This is a genomic window from Micromonospora sp. CA-249363 (assembly GCF_050950185.1).
Classification (GTDB): Bacteria; Actinomycetota; Actinomycetes; order Mycobacteriales; family Micromonosporaceae; genus Micromonospora.
Window position 1 is genome coordinate 2,344,192 of record NZ_CP192020.1, and the last position, 20,876, is coordinate 2,365,067.

The following is a 20,876-nucleotide window of genomic DNA, read 5'->3' on the forward strand; positions in this document are numbered from 1 at the left end:
ACGAACCGGCCCGCGAGCCGGACATCCGGTCCCTTTCAGTCGTCGGCCGGCTTGCGCGGCGGCAGCACCGGATCGCCCGCGTCCTTCTCGCCCGCCTGCAACTGCCGGCCGCGCTGCACCTCGGCGTTGATCTGCACGCCGAGCATCAGGGCGCTGTTGGACAGGTAGAGCCAGACCAGGAACGCGATCGCCGCGCCCAGGCTGCCGTAGGTCGTCTTGTAGGTGGCGAAGTTCGCGACGTAGAAGCCGAAACCGAAGGACACCACCGCCCAGGAGAGCAGGGCCACAAAGCCGCCGGGGGTGAGCCAGCGGAAGCGCGGTTGGCGCACGTTCGGGGCGATCCAGAACAGCAGGGACAGCAGCACCATCATCACCAGGGCGAGCACCGGCCACTTCGCGACGCTCCACACCGTTCGCGCCAGACCACCGGCGTTGATCAGGTCACCGACCGCGTCGGTGACCGGGCCACTGACGATCAGCGCGAGGGCGACCACCGCGAGAAGCACGAGCGTCACCGCGGCCAGGCCGATCTGCAACGGCCGCAGCCGCCAGACCGGCCGTCCCTCGGTCACCCCGTAGATGGCGTTCGAGGCGCGGGTGAACGCGCCGATGAAGCCCGACGCGGACCACAGCGCGCCGAGCAGACCGAAACTCAGCAGCACCTTCGCGTTGCTCTGCTGGACGACCACCGAGCGGATCACCCCGACCACGCCGCCGTCGTCGTCGGCCACCACCGAACCCGCGCCCACCTGCCGGGCGAGGTCGACGACCGTGTCGAGAGTCCGCTCGCCCGACGACACCAGGCCGACGAGGGCCACCACCACGATGGCGGACGGAAAGAGCGCCAGGACCCCGTAGTAGGTGAGCGCGGCGGCCCAGTCCGAGCAGTTGTCGTTCACGAAGTTCTGCACGCTGCGGATCAGCACCCCGCGCCACGTACGCCAGCTCAACTGCCGGATCCGCCGGGGTACCCCCGAACCGGCGAGCGTCGTACCGGGATCCGTGGTCGTCATGCCCGCTCCCTGTGCCCCGGCCACCGGATGACCGGTCGTCCGGTCTGGCCTGGACCGGCCGGTACCCAGGGCGGGAAATCGACAAACCCGCTCGGCGGCCCGCCGACGCCGCTAGGGTTTACCGCCGCGCTCGCCGGGAACCGACACAGTGACTCTGTCGATGCGGAGGAGGACGAGATGCCCGGGCGCGAGGACATGCCCAGCACGCTGCGACGCTCCCCGGACAAGGCGCAGCGCACCTGGGAGAAGACACACGACTCGGCGGTCGAGACCTACGGCGAGGGCGAGCGGTCGCACCGCACCGCCTTCGCGGCGGTGAAGCACCAGTTCGAGAAGGTGGGCGACCACTGGGAGCCCAAGGGTCGTAAGGGCCCGAGCGACCGCCAGGCCGCCGGCGGCGGCCCGGAGCGGCGCGCCCCCACCGCCGGTGGGGTGGACGCCAACGCCAGCAAGGACCACCTGATGTCGGTGGCCCGCAAGCTGGACGTACCAGGCCGGTCGAGCATGACCAAGTCGGAGCTGGTCACGGCCATCGAGAAGGCCAACGACCGGGCGACCCGCAAGGCTCGCGGCGACTGACCCACGTGCAGGCTCGGCACGGGGCGGACACGCCACCCCTGCGTCCGCCCCGTGCCGCTCGCCGGTGGCCCGCTCACCGCCGACCGCTCACCACTGCCCGCCGCCGGGCGCCTCGATGTGCACCGCCTTCGTGGCCGTGAACTCGTCCAGCAGCTCCGGACCGTAGCCGAAGCCCTGACCGCTGGCCCGGCGCGGATGCGCGGCCCCACCCGGCGCCCCGCCGAACACCGCGTTGACCTTCACGGTGCCGACCGGCAGCTCCCGCCAGGCCCGCTGCGCGTGACTCATCGACCCGGTCAACACCGTGGCCGCCAGCCCGTACGGCGAGTCGGCCGCGCAGGTCAGCGCCTCGTCGAACGAGTCGACCACCACCACCGGCGCGACCGGCCCGAACGTCTCCTCGCGCACCAGCGCCATGTCGTGCCGGCAGTCGGCGACCACCGTGGCCGGGTAGTACGCGCCCGGTCCGTCCGGCAGTTCCCCGCCGGTGCGTACCCGTGCGCCGGCCGCCACCGCCGCCGTCACCTGTCCGTGCACGTGGTCGCGGTGCCGCCGGTCGACGAGCGGACCCAGCTCGGTGTCCGGCTCGCGCCCCGGCCCGACCCGCAACGCCTCGGCCCTGGCCACCAGCGCCGCCAGAAAGTCGTCGGCGAGGTCACGGTGCACGTAGATCCGCTCCACCGCGACGCAGATCTGCCCGGCGTTGGCGAACGCGCCGAGCGCGGCCTGGTGCGCCGCCCACTCCGGATCGACACCGGCGTCGACGATGAGCGGGTCGCTGCCCCCGTTCTCCAGCAGCACCTTCGCGCCGGTGCCGGCAGCGGCGGCGGCGATCTTCCGCCCGGTGGCGGTCGCCCCGACGTGGGCGATCACGTCCACCTCCTGCGCGGCCAGCGCCGCCCCGACCTCCGGGCCACCGGTGAGCAGGGACAGCACGCCCGCCGGCAGCGCCTCGTCCAGGGCCCGGGCCAGCAGCCAGCCCGTCGCGGGCGTCCGCTCGCTCGGCTTGTACAGCACCACGTTGCCGGTGACCAGGGCCGCGCCGAGCAACCCGCACGACACCGCCACCGGGTCGTTCCAGGGGGTGATCGCGGCGACCACGCCGCGCGGCTGCGGGGTCATGAAGTCGACCGCCCCGGTCGCGCCGAGCAACGTCCGCCCGCCGCGCAGCGGCGCGAGTTCCGCGTACTGTCGCAGGGTGCCGATGCCCGCCTCGACGCCGCCGCGGGCGTCCGCGAGTGGTTTGCCCATCTCCGCGGTGACCGCCGCCGCCAGCTCGTCGATGACCGCCGCGACCGCGTCCGCGGCCCGGTGCAGCGCCGCCGCTCGCTCGGCCGGCGCGGTCGCCGCCCACTCGTCGGCCGCCTCGCGCGCCGCCTGGGCCGCCTTGCCGACCTCGTCGGCCGTGGCGACCGGCGCCGAGGTGACCGGTTCGCCGTCCGCCGGATCACGCACGACCAGTTCGCCGCCGGAACCGCCCGCGCCCCACACCCCGCCCACCAGCTGCGCAACCGTGTACATGCGGCGCTGGATGCCCGGGTCCCGGCGAGACAAACGCGTTTCGCCCGGTTGTGGGCCGGGTAGGCGGGTCGGATGACTACCACCGGCGCGCAGAGCGCGGACGCCGTCGTCATCGGCGCCGGGCACAACGGCCTGGTCGCGGCGAATCTGCTGGCCGACGCCGGGTGGGACGTGATCGTGCTGGAGGCGACCGCCGTACCCGGCGGCGCCGTCCAGTCGGCCGAGGTCACCGCGCCGGGCTATCTGAGTGACCTCTACAGCTCGTTCTACCCCCTCGGGTACGCCTCGCCCGTGCTCAACGGGCTCGACCTGGGCCGCCACGGGCTGTCCTGGCGGCACGCCCCGGACGTGCTGGCGCACCTGCTGCCCGACGGCCGGGCCGCGGTGATCAACCGGGACCCGGACGCGACGGCCGCCTCGTTGGAGCAGTTCGCCCCCGGCGACGGGAAGCGCTGGCTGAACGCGTACACGGACTGGCTCGACGTCGCCGAGCCCATGCTGACCACCATCACCACGCCGTTTCCGCCGGTACGCGGCGGACTGGGTCTGCTGCGCCGGCTGCGGGTCGCGGGGGCGCTGCGACTGGCCCGCCGGCTCGTGGTGCCGGTCCGCAAGCTCGGCGACGAGCTGTTCGACGGCGAGGGCGGCCCGGCGCTGCTCGCCGGATGCGCCCTGCACACCGACCTGTCCCCAGAGGAGGCCGGCTCCGGCGTGTACGGCTGGCTGCTGGCCATGCTCGGCCAGCAGGTCGGCTGGCCGGTGCCCGACGGCGGCGCGCGGCGGATCACCAGCGCGCTTGTCGACCGTCTCGCCGAACGCGGTGGCCGCATCCTGTACGGCGCGCGCGTCGAGCGGGTGCTCACCGCGCGCGGCCGGGCGATGGGCGTACGCACCGACGGCGGCACGCTTTGGCGGGCCCGGCGGGCGGTCCTCGCCGACGTGCCGGCGCCGGCGCTCTACCTCGACCTCGTCGGTGCGGCGGTCCTGCCGTCGCGGCTGGTCGAGGACCTGGCGCACTTCCGGTGGGACGGCTCGACGCTGAAGGTGGACTGGGCGCTCTCCGCCGGAGTCCCGTGGACCAACCGGGCGATCGCCGGGGCCGGGACGGTGCACCTCGGCGCGGACCTCGACGGGCTGACCCGCTACGCCGGCGAGCTGGCCCGGGGTGAGCTGCCCCGCGACCCGTTCCTGCTGGTCGGGCAGATGTCGGTGGCCGATCCCAGCCACTCGCCGCCGGGCACCGAGTCGCTCTGGTCGTACACCCACCTGCCGTTCCGGCGGAACTGGCGGGCCGAGGACATCGCCGGACACGTGCAGCGCATGGAGGACGTGCTCGAAGCGGCGGCCCCGGGTTTCCGGCAGCTCATCGTGGGTCGGCACGTGGCCGGGCCGGCCGACCTGGAGAAGGGCGACCCGAGCCTGGTCGGTGGCGCGCTCGGCGGGGGCACCGCCGCCGCGTACCAACAGTTGTTCCTGCGCCCGATCCCCGGCCTGGGTCGTGCGGACACCCCGGTGGACCGGCTCTTCCTGGCCAGCTCGTCGGCGCATCCGGGCGGTGGGGTGCACGGCGCTCCGGGCGCGAACGCGGCCCGCGCCGCCCTGGCCCGCGACCGGGCCCTGACCGGCACCGCCTACGCGGCGACGATCGCGAAGGCCCACCGGGTCGTCTACCCGCCGAACTGAGCCGTCGGCCAGGAGGTTCGCGCCGCGAGCCTCCTGGCCGACGAGGTGGGCTCAGGAGGTGATGTTGCGGTGCTTGCTGCGCAGGCGGAACGGCATCAGCGCGCTCTCGACCTTGGTGGCCGTGGTCATCTTGGAGACGCCGTCGCGCCGCTCCTCGAAGCGGATCGGGACCTCCAGGATCGTGTGCCCCAACTTGGTGGCCAGGTAGTGCATCTCCACCTGGAAGCTGTAGCCGTTGGACTGCACCCGGTGCAGGCCGATGTCCTTCAGCGCGTCGGCCCGCCAGATCTTGAAGCCGGCGGTCAGGTCACGGATGCGCACCCGCAGCAACGTGTGCACGTAGAGGTTCGCCCAGCCGCTGAGCGCCCGGCGGTACAGCGGCCAGTTCTCGTCCAGCTCGCCGCCCGGCACGTACCGGGAACCGATCACCACGCCCGCCTGGGTGGAGAGCAGCGCGCCCAGCATCCCGGGCAGCGCCTCCGGCGGGTGCGACAGGTCGGCGTCCATCTGCGCCACGAACTCGGCCCCGCCCTCGAGCGCCCGGGTCATCCCGTCGACGTACGCCCGACCCAGGCCCTCCTTGCCGGCCCGGTGCATCACCTCGATCCGCTCGGGGTACTCGATGGCCAGCTTGTCGGCCACCTCGCCGGTGCCGTCGGGGGAGTTGTCGTCGGCGACGAGGATGCGCAGCCCCGGCAGCGGCAGCGCGAGCAGCCGCTCGACCAGCGCCGGCAGGTTGCCCGCCTCGTTGTAGGTGGGCACGACGACTGTCAGGTGTACGTCTCGCCACGGCGACGGCAGCTGGACGGGCTCGATCATGTCGGACATCCTCGGTTTGCGGACACGGCTACCCCAGAGGGTAGCCAGTTGCCGGACCCGGATTGAAAAGGCTCCCCGTGGGTCGGGCCGCCCGCAGGTGACGGCGCGCTCAGCGCAGGCGGCGGGCCACCACCGTCCGCGTCACTGCGCGCCCTTCTGCCGGGTGGCGATGTCGGAGAGCCGGGCCAGCGTCTCCCGGTTACGCAGGTGCAGCACGAGGTCGTTGGCCTTGTTCCGGACCCAGCGCAGCGGACCGGCCGCGAAGTCCTCACCGATCCGGACGCGGGTGGCGCCCCCGTCGACCGGTTCCAGGGTGAACGCCACGATCGCCTCCCCGGCCGGCCACAGGCCGGCGCGCAGCACCAGTCGGTGTGGCGGCTCGCAGACCAGCACCGTCGAGGCGTCCTGCAACGAGAACGGCCACGGGCCGGCCCGGTGGTGCAGTTGGCTGCCCACCCGCGGCCAGGCGTCGTCCACGTCGCGTACGTGCGCCGTACCGACCACCCAGTCGCTGTACGTCCACCCGTCGGCCAGCACGTCGAACACCTGCTGCGGGGGAGCGTCGATCACTTTCTCCACTATCGCCACTGGACTCCCATACCCGGGTGGCGACGGAGGCTAACGAGCCGGCGGGTTAGCTTCTTCGCAGCGGCGGGTAAGGCCGACCAGGGCACCGCCGGTGGCGTTGGCCCACGGCGCCGACGACGACGTTTACTCCTTCGGGCGCCGGGAACCCGCCGGCTGTGCGACAGGACCAGGAGGATCCGTATCAGCGCAGGTCAGCCCGGGTGTACGCCGGTGCTGGCCGGGTTGGTCGCGGGCCTGCCGCACCCCACGGGAGCGTCCTGTACGACGCGGTCCTGCTGGACCGCGACGGCACCCTGATCGAGGACGTGCCGTACAACGGCGACCCGGAGAAGGTACGCCCGCTGCCCGGGGTCCGCGCGGCGCTGGACCGACTGCGGGCCGCCGGTCTGCGCCTCGCGGTGGTGACCAACCAGTCCGGCCTGGCCCGGGGCTACTTCGACGAGGAGCAGATGCGGGCGGTACACGCCCGCGTCGAGGAGCTGCTGGGCGGCTTCGACGCCTGGCTGGTCTGCCCGCACGACGACGCCGACGGCTGCGACTGCCGCAAGCCGGCGCCCGGCCTGGTGCACGCCGCCGCCCGGGAGCTGGGTACGCGTGCGTCGCGCTGCGTGCTGGTGGGAGACATCGGCCGGGACGTGGGCGCGGCGCTGGCCGCCGGTGCGGCCGGGGTGCTGGTGCCCACGCCGGTGACCCGCCCGGAGGAGATCGCCGCCGCCGGCTGGGTGGCGACGGACCTGCCGTCCGCGGTGGACGAGATCCTGCGCCGCCAGCGGGCCGTGCAGCCCGCACGGACCGCCGAGCCGGTGGGCACCGCGCTGGTGGTGCGCTCGGACTCGGCCGGGGACGTGCTGGTCACCGGGCCGGCGATCCGGGCCGTCGCGGCGGGCGCGCGACGGGTGGTGCTGCTCTGCGGACCCCGTGGACGTGCCGCCGCCGAGCTGCTGCCCGGCGTCGACGAGATCATCGAGCATCCGCTGCCGTGGATCGATCCCGCGCCGACACCCGTCGACCCGCACGACATGCGACGGCTGACCGCCCGCCTCGCCGCCGTCGGCGCGGACGAGGCGGTGGTGTTCACCTCGTTCCACCAGTCCGCCCTGCCGCTGGCGCTGCTGCTGCGCATGGCCGGGATCACCCGGATCGCCGCGATCAGCGACGACTACCCGGGCGCGCTGGTGGACATCCGCCACCGGGTGCCGGCGGGTGTCCCCGAACCCGAGCGCGCGCTCTCGCTCGCCGCCGCGGCCGGTCACCGGTTGCCGGCCGGCGACGAACCCGTGCTGCGGCTCCGCGACGACGCCGTGGCGTCCCGACCGGCCGCCGTCGGTGACCCCGGCTACGTGGTGCTGCACCCGGGCTCGGCCGCGTCGAGCCGGGCCTGCCCGACCGAGCTGGCCGCCCGCATCGCCGGGGCGCTCAGCGCGGCCGGGCATCGCGTGCTGGTCACCGGCGGGCCCGACGAGCGGACGGTCACCGCCCGGGTCGCGGCGGCGGGCGGCACCGACCTCGGTGGTACGACCGACCTGGCCGGGCTGGCCGCGCTCGTCACCGACGCCGCCGCCGTGGTGGTCGGCAACACCGGGCCCGCCCACCTGGCGGCCGCGGCCGGCGTACCGGTGGTGAGTCTGTTCGCGCCGACCGTCCCCTTCGGGCAGTGGGGTCCCTACCGCGTGCCCACCGTCCGGCTCGGCGACGCGAACGCGCCCTGCCGCGACACCCGGGCGGCGAGCTGCCCGGTCCCGGGCCACCCGTGCCTGAGCGACGTCGACCCGGCCGAGGTGGTCGAGGCGGTACGGACACTGACCGCCAGCGGTGGTGGCGTCCGATGAACATCCTGCTCTGGCACGTGCACGGCTCCTGGACGACGTCCTTCGTGCACGGCGGCCACCGCTACCTGATCCCCACCACGCCCGACCGGGGTCCGTACGGCCTCGGCCGGGCGCGGACGTACCCGTGGCCGGACAGCGCCGTCGAGGTGGCGCCCGACGACCTGCCGGACGCCGACGTCGACGTGGTCGTCCTGCAACGCCCCGAGGAGGTCGACCTGGCCGAGCAGTGGCTGGGCCGGCGTCCGGGTCGCGACCTGCCCGCCATCTACGTCGAGCACAACACGCCCAAGGGCGACGTCCCCAACACCCGGCACCCGATGGCCGACCGCGACGACCTGCTCGTCGCCCACGTCACCGGGTTCAACCAGATCTTCTGGGACACCGGCGCGACCCGTACCACCGTCGTCGACCACGGCATCGTCGCGCCGGCGGTGTCGTACACGGGTGAACTGGACCGGCTCGCGGTCGTCATCAACGAGCCGGTACGGCGGGGCCGGGTCACCGGCACCGACCTGCTGCCCCAGTTCGCCGAGATCGCGCCCCTGGACGTGTTCGGCATGGGTGTCGCGGGCCTCGCCGACCACCTCGGACTGCCCGCCGACCGGCTCACCAGCCACGACGACGTCCCGCAGGACCGGATGCACGCCGAGCTGGCCCGCCGGCGGGCGTACCTGCACCTGTGCCGCTGGACCAGCCTGGGGCTCAGCCTCATCGAGGCGATGGCGATCGGCATGCCGGTCGTCGCCCTCGCCACCACCGAGGCGGTCACCGCGGTGCCCCCGGCGGCGGGGGCCCTCGCCACCCGGATGGACGTCCTGCTCGACGCCGCCCGCCGGTTCATCGCCGAGCCGGCGGCCGCACGCCAGGCCGGCGTGGCGGCCCAGGCCGCCGCGCGCGACAGATACGGCCTCGACCGTTTCCTCGCTGACTGGGACCGGCTGCTGGAGGAGGAAGTATGCGGATCGCGATGATCTCGGAGCACGCCAGCCCGCTCGCCATCCTCGGAGGGGAGGACGCCGGCGGCCAGAACACGCACGTGGCCGAGTTGTCCGCCGCGCTCGTCGCCGCCGGGCACGACGTGCGGGTCTACACCCGCCGCGACGCCCTCGACCTGCCGGTGACCGTCCGGGCCCCGGACGGGTACGACGTGGTGCACGTCCCGGCCGGTCCGGCCGAGCCCGTCGCGAAGGACGCGCTGCTGCCGCACATGCGCGAGTTCAGCCGGTGGCTCGTCGAGCGGTGGCGGAGCGGGGACTGGACGCCCGAGGTGATCCACGCGCACTTCTGGATGAGCGGCCTCGCCGCGCTGACCGCCGGCCGGCAGACCGGCGTGCCGGTGGTGCAGACGTACCACGCGTTGGGCACGGTGAAGCGCCGCTACCAGGGTGTGCAGGACACCAGCCCGGCCCGGCGCATCGCCTACGAGCGGGAGCTGGGCCGCTCGGTGGACCGGGTGGTCGCCCAGTGCCGCGACGAGGTCGGCGAGCTGGTCCGGATGGGGGTGCCCCGGTCCCGGATGACCGTGGTGCCCTCCGGCGTCAACCTCGCCTCGTTCGCCCCGCTCGGGCCGGCCGCCGACCGGGAGCCGGGTCGCGCCCGCATCCTCACCGTGGGCCGGCTGGTCGAGCGCAAGGGCTTCCAGACGGTCGTCCGCGCGATGGCGCTGGTGCCCGACGCGGAGTGCGTCGTGGTCGGCGGCCCGCCCGAGGGGCTGCTGGAGACCGACCCGTACGCCCGGCGGCTGCGGGCTCTCGCCGAGTCGTGTGGAGTCGCCGACCGGGTGCACCTGGTCGGCGCGGTGCCCCGTGAGGAGATGGGCCGCTGGTACCGCTCGGCGGACCTGCTGGTCGCCGCCCCCTGGTACGAGCCGTTCGGGTTGACCCCGTTGGAGGCGATGGCGTGCGGCGTCCCGGTCGTCGGTACCGCCGTGGGCGGCATCCGCGACACCGTCGTCGACGGTACGACCGGTGACCTCGTGCCGGCCCGCGACCCCAACGCCCTCGCCGCCGCGATCCGGGGCCTGCTCGGCGACCGGATCCGCCGCTTCCGGTACGCCACGGCGGCCCGCGAGCGGGCCCGGTCGCGGTACTCCTGGGAGGCCACCGCCGAACGCCTCACCGAGGTCTACAACGAGGTCGCCGCCGTCCGCCGCCCGACCCGGGTGGTGGCCTGATGCCGGCGGTCAGCCCGCTCGATACGCACCTGACCAATCTCGCCGCGGCACTGGACCCGTACCGCCGGTACGAGCCGCAGTTGGCGCGCTGGGGCGCGCACCTGGCACACCGGCTGGCCGGCGGCGGACGACTGCTCGTCGCCGGCAACGGCGGCAGCGCCGCCGAGGCTCAGCACCTCACCGCCGAGCTGGTCGGCAAGCTGCACGACGACCGCCAGCCCCTGTCGGCGATCGCCCTGCACGCCGAGACCAGCGCGGTGACCGCCATCGCCAACGACTACGGCTACGGCGACGTCTACGCCCGCCAGGTCCGCGCCCACGGCCGACCGGGCGACGTGCTGTTGCTGCTCAGCACCAGCGGCGCCAGCGGCAACCTGCTCACCGCCGCGCACGCCGCCCGCGACGCCGGGCTGACCACCTGGGCGCTCACCGGACCCGCCCCCAACGCCCTCGCGGACGTCTGCGACGAGGTGCTCGCCGTGTCGTCGGCCGACACCCAGGTCGTCCAGGAACTGCACCTCGTCACCAGTCACCTGATCTGCGAATACCTCGAGAGGGAACTGCCCGCGGCGCTGGCCGCCGCCGAGCCGGCGACGGCCGCTCGACTCGCGTCCGGGCCGGTACGCACCGGGGTCGAGGTGGTGCTCGACGGCCCGACCGCACAGCAGATCGACGCGTGAGCATGAGGAGGTAAGCGTGAGGGGACCCGTGGTGGTCGTCGGGGACACCCTGCTCGACCGGGACGTGGAAGGGGTGGTGAACCGCCTCTGCCCGGACTCCCCGGTGCCGGTGCTCGACGAGACCTCGGCCGTCGACCGGCCCGGCGGCGCGGGCCTCGCGGCGGTCTTCGCCGCCGCTCAGGGCGCCGACGTGGTGCTGGTCACCGCGCTCGCCGACGACGCCGGGGGCGCACGGCTCAGCGCGCTGCTCGCCGCCGCCGGTGTGCAGGTGTATCCGCTGGCCCTCGCCGGGGCGACGCCGGAGAAGATCCGGCTGCGGGCCCGGGGGCGGGTGCTGCTGCGCCACGACCGGGGCGGCCCCTCCGGTGAGCCCGGCCCGCCCTCCGACGAGGTGCTGCGGGTGCTCGCCGCCGCGTCGGCGGTGCTGGTCAGCGACTACGGCCGGGGCGTCGCCCGGCAGCCCGCGCTGCGCGCCGCGCTGGCCGCCACGCGCGCGCCGGTCGTCTGGGACCCGCACCCGCGTGGGCCGGCGGCGGTACCCGGCGTACACCTGGCCACCCCGAACGAGTCGGAGGTCCGCGAGCTGGTCCCGACGCTGCCCGGCGCGTCCCGGATCGCCACCGCCTCGCAGGGCGCGCAGGGGCTGCGTCGACGGTGGCGGGCGGGCGCGGTCGCGGTGACGTTGGGCGGGGACGGCGCGTTGCTCTGCCACGCCGGGTCGACGCCGCTGGTGGTGCCCACCTCGGGCAGCGCCGAGGGCGACACCTGCGGGGCGGGTGACCGGTTCGCCGCCGCTGCCAGCCTCGCGCTGGCCCAGGGCGCGCTCGTCTCCGAGGCGGTGCAGGCGGCCGTCGCCGAGGCCTGCGCGTACGTGGCGGGTGGGGGAGTGGCCACCGCCCTGCCGGCCCCGGCCGACGTCGTCAGCGTGCGCGGCGCCCGCCGGCCCGCCGTCGGCGCCGAGCGGGTGGGTGTGGCGGCGGTCGCCGCGCTCCTTGGCGAGGTACGGGACGCCGGTGGCACGGTGGTGGCCACCGGAGGTTGCTTCGACCTGCTGCACGCCGGGCACCTGGCCACCCTTCAGGCCGCCCGGCAGCTCGGCGACTGCCTGATCGTCTGCGTGAACTCCGACGCCAGCGTCGCCGGATTGAAGGGGCCGCAGCGTCCGGTGCTGCCCGAGGGCGATCGTGCCCGGCTGCTGGCCGCCCTGAGCTGCGTCGACGCCGTCCTCGTCTTCGACGAGCCGACGCCCGAGGCGGTGCTGTCCTGGGTGCGTCCGGACGTCTGGGTCAAGGGCGGCGACTACGCGAGCGGGGCCGGCGACACGCCCACGCTGCCGGAGGCGGAGGTGCTGCGCCGGTGGGGCGGGAACACGGTGGTCGTGCCCTACCTGGACGGCCGCTCCACCACCGACCTCATCGCGCGCGCCGCCGCCGGCACGACCGTCGGTCCGCCACAGCCGGGCGGCGTCGCCGTACCGGTCTCGACCACAGGGGAGCGGACCCGATGACCGCCACACGACCCGACGCCGGACCCGCCGTCCTGGTCACCGGCGGTTCCAGTGGGCTCGGCGCGGCGGTGGTCGCGGCGGTGGCCGCCTCCGGCGGCCGTCCACTCGTGCTGGACCGGCAGCCGCCAGTCGACGGGGTGGACTGGACCGAGTGCGACCTCGCCGACACCCGCGCCGCCGAGGCGGCCACCCGGCACCTCGCCGAGCAGGCCGGTGGCCTGGACGCCGTGGTGACGGCCGCCGGCATGGACGTGCCGGGCAAGCTCGCCGACGTCCCGGGGGAGACGTGGGACCGGATCGTCATGGTGGACCTGCTGGCCACGGCCGCGGTGATCCGGGCCGCGCTGCCGTTCCTGCAGACCTCCGCCGGGCGCATCGTCACGGTCGCCTCGACCCTGGGCGTCAAGGCGGTCAGCGACGCCACCGCGTACTGCGCGGCGAAGTTCGGCGTCGTCGGGTTCACCCGTGCGCTGGCCGCCGAGCTGGCCGGTCAGGTCGGGGTCACCCTGCTCATCCCCGGCGGCATGCGCACCGCGTTCTTCGACGAACGCGATCCGCAGTACAAGCCGGGCCCGGACGCCATCCTCAACGACCCCGTCGACACGGCCGCCGCGATCATGTTCGCGCTGCGACAGCCGCCCGGCTGCGCGGTACGGGAGATGGTGGTGTGCGCCGAGCAGGAGACGTCGTACCCGTGATCCTCGTGCTGCGCGCCCTCGGCGTCGGCGACCTGGTGACCGCGGTGCCCGCGCTGCGGGCGCTGCGGGCCGCGTACCCGGATCGGGAGCTGGCGCTCGCCGCGCCCGGCGGTCTGGCCCCGCTGGTCGACCTGGTCGGCGGCGTCGATCGGCTGGTGGACACCGCCGGGCTGGACGGACCGCTGCGGCCGGGCCGCGCCCCGGAGGTCGCGGTGAACCTGCACGGGCGCGGGCCGCAGTCACACCGACTGCTGGCCGCCGCCCGTCCCGGGCGGCTCGTCGCCTTCGCCAACGCCGACGCCGGGTTCCGCGACGGCCCGCGCTGGGCCGACGACGAGCACGAGGTGGACCGTTGGTGCCGGCTGCTGTCCTGGTACGACATCCCGACCGACCGCCGTGACCTGGGCCTGCGCCGGCCCGAGGTGGCCGGACTGCCGGTCGGCGCGACGCTGCTGCACCCGGGCAGCAACGTGCCCGCCAAGCGGTGGCCGGCCGAGCGGTTCGCGGCGCTGGCCCGGGCGCTGCGCGAGCGGGGGCACCGGGTGCTGGTCACCGGCTCGGCCGATGAACGCGGGTTGGCCGAGAGGGTGGCCGGGGCGGCCGGTCTGCCGCCGGCCGCCGTGTTGGCGGGCGGGACCGACCTCGGCGCGCTGGCCGCGCTGGTCGCCGACGCGCGGCTGGTGGTCAGCGGGGACACCGGTGTGGCGCACCTGGCCACCGCGTACGGGACCGCCTCGGTGGTGCTGTTCGGGCCGGTGCCGCCGGCGGCGTGGGGGCCGCCACCGGACCGTCCCCGGCACCGGGCGCTCTGGGTCGGCGAGGGGGATTGGCCCAGGTGGGACGGGGTAGGAAGCCACCCGACATTGACGGCTCTGCCACTGGACGAGGTGCTGGCCGCCGTGGACGAGGTGGAGAGAGTGGTGCGGGTCTCCGGTGCGGTTACGGCGTAGCGATCCGGGTCGGCCCGGCTACCGGCGACGTCGGCGCGGCGAGGGTTGGACCTTCGTCGACCCGAGCGGTGGTGTCGTGCGCGATCCGGCCACCCTGGCGCGGCTGCGGGAGTTGGTGATCCCGCCGGCCTGGCAGGACGTGTGGATCGCGCCGCACGAGAACGGCCACATCCAGGCCACCGGCGTCGACGCGGCGGGGCGCAAGCAGTACCTCTACCACCCGGTGTGGCGGGAGAAGCAGGACGCGGCGAAGTTCGACCACATGCTGGAGGTGGCCCGACGGCTGCCGACGCTGCGCGAGCGGGTGGGGCAGGACCTCGTCGGGCGGGGGTTGAGCCGCGATCGGGTGCTGGCCACCGTGGCCCGCCTGCTCGACATGGGGATGTTCCGCGTCGGCAGCGACCAGTACGCGGCCGGCGACGATCCGACGTTCGGGGTCTCCACCCTGCGCCCCGAGCACGCGCGACGACGGGGTGACTGCGTGGTCTTCGAGTTCCCGGCCAAGGGCGGCATCGAGCAGGTACGCCGGATCGACGACCCGCAGTTGTGCGAGGTTCTGGTCAACCTGCGTCGACGTCGTCGCAGGGCGGACCGGCTGTTCGGCTACTGGGACGGTCGGGAGTGGCGGGACGTTCGCAGCGACGAGGTCAACGGCTACCTGCGCGACGCCAGTGGCGGTGAGATGACCGCCAAGGACTTCCGTACCTGGCACGCCACGGTGCTCGCGGCGGCCGAGCTGGCCGCCGCCGACCCGGCCCGTTCGGTCACCGCCCGGCGCAGGGCGGTGGCCGCGGTGATGCGCGCGGTGGCGGAGTTGCTGGGCAACACCCCGACGGTGGCCCGGACGTCCTACGTGGACCCACGGGTCGTCGACCTCTACCACGACGGGGTGGTGGTGCCGGTCGACCCGGGCGCCCCCCGCGAGGATGTGGAGCGGGTCGTGTTGGAACTGCTGGAGAAGGCCTGACCGGCCCCGCCGACGATCCTGGGGGGGAAGCGACGGGGCCGGAGCCTCGGCCGGGGGCGACACCGGGCGGCCGCCCGCCGCGTGCCACGGCGGGCGCCTCGCCACGGCCCCCGTTCGCGGTCGACGCGGGCCCGGGGTACGCGGGCGCCGCCTCTGCCGCGTCGGTTCTCAGTCTGCCTGGGCGGAGTTGACTCTGGACGCCAGGTCGTTGACGTCCCGTGCCGTAACCGGGTCACCGTCGCGGCACGCCTGCGGGCTCATCCCGTACGCCGCCCGGAATGCCCGACTGAAGTGGGCCTTGTCGCCGAAGCCCCAGCGTGCCGCGATGACCTGCACGGGCTGGGCCCGCAGCGCCGGGTCGGTGAGGTCGCGCCGGCACCGGGCCAGCCGAAGGTCGCGGATGTACGCCGCCACGGTGGTGTTCTCGGTCTCGAACAGGCGGTGCAGCGTACGCAGCGAGATGTGGTGGGTGTCCGCGATGGTCTGCGGGCCCAGCGTGGCGTCGCCCAGGTGGCGGTGGACGTACGCCTGCACCTGCGTGACCAGCGCGCGGCGGCGGACCTCGGTCGGCACCGCGTCCTCGGCGACCAGGTTCCGGCCGAGCAGGGTGGTGGCCAGGTCGAGCCCCACCGTGCCGAGCCGGCCGGCGTCGGCGGCGTGGTACTGCTCGGGGTGCCCGGTCACCTGGATCAGGAACTGCGCCAGCAGCGCCCCGAGCCCTTCGCTGCCGGACATCCGGCCGCCGTAGAGCGCGGCCATCCGCTTCGGCGGCAGCGGGAGTGCGGAGTGCGGGATGAGCGTGATGATCGAGGTGGCCCGGGTCCGCCCCGGCTCGTTCGCGTGGTGGCAGACGTCGTGCGGGCGCGAGGCGTCGTAGAAGGTGAACTCGCCGGCCAGAATCTCGCTGCGCCGACCGTCCTGGCTGGACGTGCCGATCCCGCTGGTGGTGAAGGCGAGGATGTACAGCTCCGGGTCCGACTGTCGGATCAGTTTGTTGGTGCGGGTGGCGTCGAGCGAGGGGTACCGGTACTCGACGAGCTGGATCGCGCCGAGATCGGTGAAGTCGGCCCGGGCGGCGAAGTCAGCGGCGTGCGCGGACTCGACCCGCAACGGCGCGGAGGTGCGCGCCACCAGATCCAGCCACATTCCGAATCGCTCCGCGGGTGGCAGGACGGTGGTGTCGATCGTGTTCCTGGGTAGCATCGGGCTGCCTCACGCCGTCCGGCGGGCGATCAGGGCCTCGACGCCGTCGAGGATCCGGTCCAGGCCGAACGTGAACTCGTCGTCCGGGTCGTCGGCCTGGTCGAGGACGCCGGCCTCGACCACCCGCGTCAGCGCCGGAAAGCGGACCGGGTCGATCAGTCGCGCCACCATCGCGCCGTACGCCGGCATCATCTCGTCGGGCTCGACACCGGCGGCCCGGCTGCCCTCGGCGATCTGGCTGGTGAGCATCGCCTCGTTGCGCACGTAGCCGGTGACCAGCAGAAGGATGGACATCTTCGCGCTCTCGGGCAGCGGGGCGCCGTCGAGGCAACCCAGCCCGTCCTCCAGCCAGCCGAGCTGCTGGGGTGTGGCGGGCGGTCCGGCGATCGGAATGTGCAGCAACCAGGGGCGCTGTCGCAGGACGTCGTGTTCGGCCCAGGCCCAGCGGGTCAGGCCGGCACGCCAGTCGCCGCCCCGCGCGGCCGGGCCCGGCGCGGGGCCGTAGCCGGCGTCCACCATGAGCGTCAGCAGGTCGTCCTTCGAGCCGACGTGGCGGTAGAGGGCCATGGTGGCGGCGCCCAGTTCCTTGGCCACCCGGCCCATCGAGACGGCGGCCAGCCCGTCGGCGTCGGCGACCCGGACGGCCGCGTCGACGATGCCGGCCACGGTGAGGCCCGGCCGGGGGCCCTTCGGTGGCCGCTCGCGCAGCCCCCAGGCGCTCTGGATGGCCGGCGGGAGCGCCGGGCCACTGTCGTCTTTCGTCTCCGCCACTTTTCCTCCTTGCCCCGCCATCCTAGTTCTGCGTATGGTCTACGCATTAAAGCGTACGTCATACGCAGAAGGAGTCTCCATGACAGCGACGACCGCACCGGCGCCTCGCGCGGGCCGGCGGGAATGGATCGGATTCGCGGTGCTGATGCTGCCGCTGCTGCTGGTCTCGATGGACGTGTCGGTGCTCTACTTCGCCGTCCCGTTCATCAGCGAGGAGCTACGGCCCAGCGCCACCCAGCAACTCTGGATCTTCGACATCTACGGCTTCGTGCTGGCCGGGCTGCTGATCACCATGGGCGCCCTGGGCGACCGGATCGGCCGGCGTCGGCTCCTGCTGCTGGGCGCCACCGCCTTCGGCGCGGCGTCCCTGCTGGCCGCGTACGCCGACAGCGCCGCGACTCTGATCGCCGCGCGGGCCGCACTCGGCGTCGGCGGGGCCACCCTGATGCCGTCCACGCTCGCCCTGGTGCGCAACATGTTCCACGACGCGAAGCAGCGGGGCACCGCCATCGGCATCTGGACCGCCACGCTCACCGGCGGCATCGCCGTCGGCCCGGTGCTCAGCGGCGTCCTGCTGGAGCACTTCTGGTGGGGCTCCATCTTTCTGATCAACATCCCGGCGATGCTGTTGCTGCTCCTGCTCGCCCCGGTCCTGGTGCCCGAGTTCCGCAACCCGGCGCGCGGCCGGTTCGACCTGGTCAGCGCGGCGCTGTCGCTCGGCGCGCTGCTGCCGGTGATCTACGGCATCAAGGAGATGGCCCGCGACGGCGTCAGCGCGGGGCGGGTGCTGGCGGTCGTCGCGGGCCTGCTGGTCGGGGCGCTCTTCCTGCGCCGGCAGCGGACCCGGGCGTACCCGATGATCGACCTGGCGCTGTTCCGCCGGCACGGCTTCGCGGGATCGCTGGCGATCAACCTGCTCGCGATGTTCGCCCTCGTCGGGTTCGCCATCTTCACCACCCAGCACCTCCAGTTGGTGCTCGGGCTGAGCCCGCTGCGGGCGGCACTGTGGAGCCTCGTCCCGTCGCTCGCGGTGGGCGGCGTCGCGCCGGCCGCCGCCGCGCTCGCCCAGCGCGTCGAGCGGGCGTACCTGATCGGCGCCGGCTTCGCGATCGCCGTCGTCGGCTTCGCGGTGCTGACCCGGGTCACGCCCGACACGCCGCTCTGGCTGCTGCTCGTCGGCGCGAGCGTGTACGCGGGAGGCCTGGTGATGGTGATGTCGCTCGTCACCGAGCTGGTGCTCGGCGCGGCGCCTCCGGAGCAGGCGGGTGTCGCCTCCGCGCTGACCGAGTCCAGCAGTGAGCTGGGCGGCGCGCTGGGAATGGCCATCCTGGGCAGTGTGGGGGCCGCGATCTACCGCCGTGAGGTTCTCGACGAGCTGCCGGCCGGGCTGCCGACGGGCGTCCGGGACGCGGCCGGCGAGACCCTGGGCGGCGCGCTCGCCGTGTCCCGGGGACTGCCGGCGGAGGTCGGCGACGCGGTGCTGCACGCGGCCCGGTTCGCCTTCACCGACGGGCTGCACCTCGCCGCGATCGCCGCCATGGTGGTGATGGCCCTCGGCGCGGTGACCGCGCTGCTGACGCTGCGCGGCGTCCGGCCGGCCGACCCCGCGGCGCTGGCCGCCGAGCCGACCGAACCGTCGCCGTCGGACGCCGCCCCGGTCAGTCGTTGAGCACGTGGGCGAGTCGGTCGCGGAACCGCCGCTCGGAGTCGCTGACCGACTCGCCGCCGAGGCCCAGCAGACCGCCGCTGGACGCCGCGCCCACGACCTGGTCGGCGATGGTCACCAGCCAGTGCTTGTACGCGCCGGCCTCGCCCTCGTCGACCCGCGCGGCCAGCAGCACAGCCGCCTCACGGGCCCGCACCAGCACGTCGTCGATGTACGCCTGGGGGTCGGCGGGCGCGATGACCGGCAGCTCCTCGCCGGCCTCGGGGTCGCCGACCCGGGTCACGATCTCGCCGGCCACGGCGGCGACCAGCGGGTTGGCCGACTCCCGGCCGGCACCGATGGACTCCAGACCGGCCGCGTTCTCCGCCATGGTCCGACGGGTGCCGTCGGACTCGGCGGCGCTCGCCGCGGTCAGCACCGACTGCGGCAGGCCGACCAGCAGCCCCCACTCCTCGTCGGAGAAACCGAAACCGGTGTACGCCGGCTGCTCGATCACGGCAATGCCCCTTCCGCCCTGCTCTGTCTGGTCATCGATGCTGCTTCAGTCGATCCACCGGGCCCGTGCGGTGCCCGGGTCAGGCTAGTCCAGGGTCAGCAGGCCCTGCTCGGACACCACGCGCACCGACAGGGTCTTGTACCCGACCTCGTCGAAGAGGACCGTCATCTTGTCGTCCTCGTAGCTGAGCACCAGGCCACGCCCCCACTCGCCGTGCCGCACCTGACTGTGCACCGGGAACGGCCCGACCGCGCCCTCGTCGGCCGTGCTGGTGCCCCGGTGGCAGTTGTCGCAGTGCGCGCAGACCTCGGTCATCTGCTCGCCGAAGTAGGCCAGCAGGGTCTGCCCCCGGCAGGCGGTGGTCTCGGCGAAGGCCCGCATCATGTCGGTACGCGAACGCGTCACCGCCTGCTGGCGTTCCGCCTCGGCCAGGGCCGCCGCCGCCGCGTCGACGGGTGTGGGGGAGTAGCGCGGGGCCCCGATGCGCTGGCGCGCGCGGGGTTCCGCGGCACCCACCTGCTCCAACAGCGACAGGTACTGGCCCAGCTTGCGCGGCCCCAGGCCGGTGGCCTCCCGCAGCTCGGTCTTGGTGGCCGGCTTGCGGCGCAGCAGCGCGGCCAGGTCCCGCAGCTCGTTCTCGTCCGGCAGGCCGCCGCTGAAGAACCGTTGCAGGCCCACGTCCTCGGCCCGCCAGAGCAGCAGCACCCGGGCCGGTTGCCCGTCCCGCCCGGCCCGCCCGATCTCCTGGAAGTAGCTGTCCGGCGAGTCCGGCAGCGCCGTGTGCACCACCCAGGCGATGTTCGGCTTGTCGATGCCCATGCCGAAGGCCGAGGTGGCGACCATGATGGGCACCTGGTCGGCGAGGAACGCCTCGTGCAGGTCGTTGCGCGCTCCGGCCGGCATCCCACCGTGGTAGAACTGCGCCGGGAAGCCCGCCTTGGTCAACTTCTCGGCCAACTCCTCGGCCGAGCGGCGGGTCGGCACGTAGATGATCCCGGGCCGCTCGTCGTCGCGCAACAGGGCGATCAGTCGTCGCCACCGGTAGTCCTCGGTGGGACAGTGCGCCACCTCGAGGAAGAGGTTGGGCCGGTCCAGCCCGGAGACCACGACCTCCGGGTCGCGCAGCCGCAGGCGGGCGATGATGTCGTCGCGTACGGGCGGGGAGGCGGTGGCGGTCAGCGCGACCACCGGCGGTCGGCCGATGCCCTCGATGAGGTGGCCCAGCGCCAGATAGTCGGGACGGAAGTCGTGCCCCCAGGCGGAGATGCAGTGCGCCTCGTCGATCGCCACCAGTGCCGGCTTCAGCGCGGCGACCTCGGCCATCCGGTCCGGGTTGCTCAACTGTTCCGGAGTGATGAACAGGAACTCCGCCCGCCCGGCCTGGATCTCGGCGATCGCCTGGGCCTGTTGCGTGGCCGACTCGTTCGAGCTGATCCGCACCGCCCGCAGCTCGGGACGTTGCCGCTCGTTGAGCGCCGCGATCTGGTCCTGCTGGAGAGCCAGCAGCGGGGAGATCACCACGGTCGGGCCGGGGATCAGGCTGGCCGGGATCTGGTAGATCGCCGACTTGCCGGCGCCGGTGGGCAGCACCACCAGGGCGTCGTGTCGCTTCATCACCGCGCGCATGGCGGCGAGCTGGTTGGGCCGCAGCGCTTTCCAGCCGAAGAGGCTCTTCGCCGCGCGGCGCAACGTCATCGAGTGCGTGGACAGTTTCATCGAGGGCCGGAGGTACC

The 20,876-nt window shown here is 74.2% G+C and carries 19 protein-coding genes; 11 read left to right on the forward strand and 8 right to left on the reverse strand.

Features of this window, described 5'->3' with window-relative positions; all coding sequences use genetic code 11:
• Positions 1 to 35: 35 nt before the first annotated feature.
• A complete protein-coding gene (locus ACQPZK_RS10785) occupies positions 36 to 1,013 on the reverse strand; it encodes a YihY/virulence factor BrkB family protein (RefSeq protein ID WP_433538156.1) in 978 nt (325 codons plus the stop codon).
• A 177-nt stretch (positions 1,014 to 1,190) separates the two neighbouring features.
• On the opposite strand from ACQPZK_RS10785, the gene ACQPZK_RS10790 reads away from it, so the two are divergent.
• Positions 1,191 to 1,592 carry a ChaB family protein gene (locus ACQPZK_RS10790; protein WP_421475737.1) on the forward strand — a complete coding sequence of 134 codons (402 nt, stop codon included), beginning with the start codon at positions 1,191 to 1,193 and terminating at the stop codon, positions 1,590 to 1,592.
• Between the two features lie 87 nt (positions 1,593 to 1,679).
• Here the strand turns inward: ACQPZK_RS10790 and ACQPZK_RS10795 are convergent, their stop codons facing one another.
• Positions 1,680 to 3,113, reverse strand: coding sequence for an aldehyde dehydrogenase family protein (locus tag ACQPZK_RS10795; RefSeq protein ID WP_433538157.1), 1,434 nt, complete (start codon positions 3,111 to 3,113; stop codon positions 1,680 to 1,682).
• Positions 3,114 to 3,185: 72 nt separating this feature from the next.
• Here ACQPZK_RS10795 and ACQPZK_RS10800 point away from each other — a divergent pair, with 72 nt between their 5' ends.
• Positions 3,186 to 4,796 carry a phytoene desaturase family protein gene (locus ACQPZK_RS10800; RefSeq protein ID WP_433538158.1) on the forward strand — a complete coding sequence of 537 codons (1,611 nt, stop codon included), beginning with the start codon at positions 3,186 to 3,188 and terminating at the stop codon, positions 4,794 to 4,796.
• Between the two features lie 51 nt (positions 4,797 to 4,847).
• On the opposite strand, the gene ACQPZK_RS10805 is transcribed toward ACQPZK_RS10800, so the two are convergent.
• Both ACQPZK_RS10805 and ACQPZK_RS10810 read right to left on the reverse strand, forming a co-directional pair.
• Positions 4,848 to 5,615 carry a polyprenol monophosphomannose synthase gene (locus ACQPZK_RS10805; protein WP_396802498.1) on the reverse strand — a complete coding sequence of 256 codons (768 nt, stop codon included), beginning with the start codon at positions 5,613 to 5,615 and terminating at the stop codon, positions 4,848 to 4,850.
• 141 nt (positions 5,616 to 5,756) lie between these two features.
• On the reverse strand, positions 5,757 to 6,203 hold the full coding sequence (locus ACQPZK_RS10810) for an SRPBCC family protein (protein WP_433538159.1): 447 nt from the start codon (positions 6,201 to 6,203) through the stop codon (positions 5,757 to 5,759).
• 155 nt (positions 6,204 to 6,358) lie between these two features.
• On the opposite strand from ACQPZK_RS10810, the gene ACQPZK_RS10815 reads away from it, so the two are divergent.
• From ACQPZK_RS10815 to ACQPZK_RS10850, 8 genes are read left to right on the forward strand one after another with little or no spacing between them, the layout of a single operon-like run.
• Complete coding sequence (locus ACQPZK_RS10815; protein WP_433538160.1) at positions 6,359 to 8,032, forward strand: HAD-IIIA family hydrolase; 1,674 nt, start codon at positions 6,359 to 6,361, stop codon at positions 8,030 to 8,032.
• A complete protein-coding gene (locus tag ACQPZK_RS10820) occupies positions 8,029 to 9,003 on the forward strand; it encodes a glycosyltransferase (protein ID WP_433538161.1) in 975 nt (324 codons plus the stop codon). Before ACQPZK_RS10815 ends, ACQPZK_RS10820 begins: the two co-directional genes overlap by 4 nt.
• Positions 8,988 to 10,205 carry a glycosyltransferase gene (locus ACQPZK_RS10825; RefSeq protein WP_433538162.1) on the forward strand — a complete coding sequence of 406 codons (1,218 nt, stop codon included), beginning with the start codon at positions 8,988 to 8,990 and terminating at the stop codon, positions 10,203 to 10,205. Before ACQPZK_RS10820 ends, ACQPZK_RS10825 begins: the two co-directional genes overlap by 16 nt.
• On the forward strand, positions 10,202 to 10,885 hold the full coding sequence (locus tag ACQPZK_RS10830; protein ID WP_433539173.1) for a D-sedoheptulose-7-phosphate isomerase: 684 nt from the start codon (positions 10,202 to 10,204) through the stop codon (positions 10,883 to 10,885). The genes ACQPZK_RS10825 and ACQPZK_RS10830 overlap by 4 nt, the downstream gene beginning before the upstream one ends.
• 16 nt (positions 10,886 to 10,901) lie before the next feature.
• The gene (locus tag ACQPZK_RS10835) at positions 10,902 to 12,392 is read left to right on the forward strand and encodes a PfkB family carbohydrate kinase (protein ID WP_433538163.1); all 1,491 of its coding nucleotides are present in this window, start codon (positions 10,902 to 10,904) and stop codon (positions 12,390 to 12,392) included.
• On the forward strand, positions 12,389 to 13,090 hold the full coding sequence (locus tag ACQPZK_RS10840) for an SDR family oxidoreductase (RefSeq protein ID WP_433538164.1): 702 nt from the start codon (positions 12,389 to 12,391) through the stop codon (positions 13,088 to 13,090). Before ACQPZK_RS10835 ends, ACQPZK_RS10840 begins: the two co-directional genes overlap by 4 nt.
• Positions 13,087 to 14,040: a glycosyltransferase family 9 protein gene (locus tag ACQPZK_RS10845; protein WP_433539174.1), complete on the forward strand. Its 954-nt coding sequence runs from the start codon at positions 13,087 to 13,089 to the stop codon at positions 14,038 to 14,040. Before ACQPZK_RS10840 ends, ACQPZK_RS10845 begins: the two co-directional genes overlap by 4 nt.
• Positions 14,024 to 15,007 (forward strand): DNA topoisomerase IB, encoded by a 984-nt coding sequence (locus ACQPZK_RS10850; protein WP_433538165.1) that lies wholly within the window; start codon positions 14,024 to 14,026, stop codon positions 15,005 to 15,007. Before ACQPZK_RS10845 ends, ACQPZK_RS10850 begins: the two co-directional genes overlap by 17 nt.
• A gap of 168 nt (positions 15,008 to 15,175) precedes the next feature.
• On the opposite strand, the gene ACQPZK_RS10855 is transcribed toward ACQPZK_RS10850, so the two are convergent.
• Entirely contained in the window at positions 15,176 to 16,210 is a 1,035-nt protein-coding gene (locus tag ACQPZK_RS10855; protein ID WP_433538166.1) for a helix-turn-helix domain-containing protein, read from the reverse strand.
• A 9-nt stretch (positions 16,211 to 16,219) separates the two neighbouring features.
• Complete coding sequence (locus ACQPZK_RS10860; protein WP_433538167.1) at positions 16,220 to 16,981, reverse strand: TetR/AcrR family transcriptional regulator; 762 nt, start codon at positions 16,979 to 16,981, stop codon at positions 16,220 to 16,222.
• A 34-nt stretch (positions 16,982 to 17,015) separates the two neighbouring features.
• On the opposite strand from ACQPZK_RS10860, the gene ACQPZK_RS10865 reads away from it, so the two are divergent.
• Positions 17,016 to 18,650 (forward strand): MFS transporter, encoded by a 1,635-nt coding sequence (locus tag ACQPZK_RS10865; protein ID WP_433538168.1) that lies wholly within the window; start codon positions 17,016 to 17,018, stop codon positions 18,648 to 18,650.
• Here ACQPZK_RS10865 and ACQPZK_RS10870 read toward each other — a convergent pair.
• Together ACQPZK_RS10870 and ACQPZK_RS10875 are read right to left on the reverse strand one after the other, a co-directional pair.
• Positions 18,640 to 19,143 (reverse strand): hypothetical protein, encoded by a 504-nt coding sequence (locus ACQPZK_RS10870; protein WP_421475758.1) that lies wholly within the window; start codon positions 19,141 to 19,143, stop codon positions 18,640 to 18,642. The two genes, ACQPZK_RS10865 and ACQPZK_RS10870, sit on opposite strands and share 11 nt — an antisense overlap.
• An 84-nt stretch (positions 19,144 to 19,227) precedes the next feature.
• On the reverse strand, positions 19,228 to 20,859 hold the full coding sequence (locus tag ACQPZK_RS10875; RefSeq protein WP_433538169.1) for a RecQ family ATP-dependent DNA helicase: 1,632 nt from the start codon (positions 20,857 to 20,859) through the stop codon (positions 19,228 to 19,230).
• Positions 20,860 to 20,876 lie beyond the last annotated feature (17 nt).